Below are 2,340 nucleotides of genomic sequence, written 5' to 3'. Positions count from 1 at the left end.
TAATGAAAGAAATCAAAGCCTAAATACTATAAGTAAAAACATTATTATTTCTATCAGAGTCCAATTTAATCATTGATGTTTTTTTATCTGGAAGGATGTCTTTAAGATCGCCTTCTGCTTCAGGACTATTTTTTACTGCTATTGCAAAAGCAATTACAGATATAATTATTCCAGACATAAAAATGGTATAGGTTACTCTTAAAATACGATACTTACGCTCTAAAACTTTTCCTAAAAAGTAAAGGTCTTTTGTAAGTGAGTTGTATACATAATTTTTATCCTTTAACAATTCATTAATAGCCCATTCGTACTCATTTAAACTCATTTTATGGAAATTTCCAAAGAAGGTTAAATTAACATTTTTATTTTCTACGTCTTCTTTAGTGAATTCTCCACTTGTTACATTTGGTCTTGTAGCAATTATTGATAATATCATTGATATGACACTAGATAAAGTAAAGATAGCTGTAGGATATACTAAATACTCATTGGTGTCTAATTTTGAGATTAGATTTGAAAGTACTAACGAAATTATAATAGCATTAACAGATAGTAAAATATTAGCTTTTGTATCTGCTATATCACTCAGCTTAATATGATTTCTTAAAGCTACTCGATAAAATGTTTGAATACCACGCTCTGGGCTTTCGTTTTTATATTGTGCTTTGTATTTAGCCTTTAACTCTTCTGTTTTAAGTTTGCTTTTTCTTTTCTTTTTGGTTTTAATAAGTTTGGCAAGGTTCTTTTCCTTTCTAGGTTGCCAATTTTTTAATGCATAATCGGTGTAAAACTCATGTTTTCTAGTAAGTACTTTTATGTTTTCGTTAACCCATTCACTTGGAGCGTAAGTAGCAATACCCTGAATTTCTAATTCTTTTCTTAAAAACTCGCTAGCTTCATTAAAATATTTTTTCCCAAAATGCGACGAATCTGCGTCTCTAATTATTTTACCAAGTTCGTTTTTTGGCGAGTCTTTAAATTTTGTAGCCATAATACACTCAGTAACACCTTTAATAGTGTTGTCGTTTGCACCTTGCTTGTTTAAAAAAGTAGTTGCAATTTTAACACTTTCCTCCTCATGTCCTTCTCTGGTTTTTGTATAGCCAGTATCATGCAATAAAGCAGCTAATTCTAAAATTTCAGCATCTTCTTTACTAATTTCTGAATTTTCTATAATCTCTCTTGTGCTTCTTAATACACGATCAGTATGTGTAAAGTTATGATATAGAAAGGTTTGCTCTAAATCTTCTTTAAAAAGATCAAAGACGAATTTTTCTGCATTTTTAACTAATTTTGACATAGAATGATTATTATTTATTTAACGTTACAAATTACTAAAAAAAAACAGGAATAAAGTTGCGCATATGCAATAAGTATTAACTGAAAGGAGAATTCAATTAAATCGACTATATATAAGTTCATAAGTGCACTTATTAATTAATAAAATGGAATAATAATATGATTACTTGGAAAGATATTATGAGCTTTTCTGTAAAAGGAAACCCAATACCCGATAGACGAGTTGAAAAATCAGATGAAGAATGGAAAGCTCAATTAACTCCAGAGCAATTTAGAATTGCAAGGCAAAAAGGAACCGAGCGCCCACATAGCGGAGCGCTTTGTAGTGTTCATGATGCTGGTAAGTATAATTGTGTTTGTTGCAATATGCCTTTGTTTGATTCTACAATTAAGTTTAGTTCTGGTACTGGTTGGCCTAGTTTCACACAGCCCATTAAGGAAAATGCTATTAAATATGAAAAAGATACTGCCTTTGGTATGGTACGCGTTGAGGTAATGTGTAATACTTGCGATGCGCACTTAGGTCATGTTTTTCCTGATGGACCAGAACCAAGCGGATTACGATATTGTATCAACTCAGAATCAATGATTCTTAATAAGGAGGCGATAAATGAATAATAAGAGTTTGCAAATTGCTACGGTTGGTGGTGGTTGCTTTTGGTGTACAGAAGCTGTTTTTCAAGAAGTAAAAGGTGTAGAAAAGGTCGTCTCTGGTTACTCAGGAGGAAATGTTCCTGGGCGCCCAACCTATCGCGAAATTTGCTCAGGCTTAACAGGACATGCCGAAGTGGTACAAATAACATTTGATGCCAGTATTATTTCATATGAAGATATCTTGATTATTTTTATGACAACGCACGATCCTACTACTTTAAATAGGCAAGGTGCAGATAGAGGTACGCAATACCGTTCAGTAATTTTTTATTGTAATGATAAGCAAAAAGAGATAGCAGAAGTTGTAATCAAAGAGGTTGCGGTACATTATGAAAATCCAATAGTTACAGAGGTTGTTGCTTTAAACGTGTTTTATGAAGCCGAAAA

General features: G+C 32.1%; 3 protein-coding genes. 2 read left to right on the top strand and 1 reads right to left on the bottom strand.

Going from position 1 to position 2,340, the window contains the following annotated elements:
* Positions 1–19 precede the first annotated feature (19 nt).
* A complete protein-coding gene (locus AADI82_RS14940; protein ID WP_341217207.1) occupies positions 20–1,300 on the bottom strand; it encodes a Pycsar system effector family protein in 1,281 nt (426 codons plus the stop codon).
* Between the two features lie 158 nt (positions 1,301–1,458).
* Here AADI82_RS14940 and msrB point away from each other — a divergent pair, with 158 nt between their 5' ends.
* Together msrB and msrA are read left to right on the top strand one after the other, a co-directional pair.
* Positions 1,459–1,917 carry a peptide-methionine (R)-S-oxide reductase MsrB gene (msrB, locus tag AADI82_RS14935; protein ID WP_341217206.1) on the top strand — a complete coding sequence of 153 codons (459 nt, stop codon included), beginning with the start codon at positions 1,459–1,461 and terminating at the stop codon, positions 1,915–1,917.
* The coding region (gene msrA / locus AADI82_RS14930) for a peptide-methionine (S)-S-oxide reductase MsrA (protein WP_341217205.1) at positions 1,910–2,340 on the top strand (431 nt) is incomplete at its 3' end. The genes msrB and msrA, both read left to right, overlap by 8 nt.

This window comes from uncultured Wocania sp. (genome assembly GCF_964021735.1).
In the GTDB taxonomy this organism is placed as follows: domain Bacteria; phylum Bacteroidota; class Bacteroidia; order Flavobacteriales; family Flavobacteriaceae; genus Wocania_A.
The sequence above is the reverse complement of the archived record's forward strand: the minus strand, read 5'-3'. Positions and strand labels throughout refer to the sequence as shown.

Bases quoted from the DNA above. Each gene is read 5' to 3' on its own strand.
- AADI82_RS14940 (WP_341217207.1), bottom strand. From the start codon at position 1,300: ATGTCAAAATTAGTTAAAAATGCAGAAAAATTCGTCTTTGATCTTTTT.
- msrB (WP_341217206.1), top strand. From the start codon at position 1,459: ATGATTACTTGGAAAGATATTATGAGCTTTTCTGTAAAAGGAAACCCA.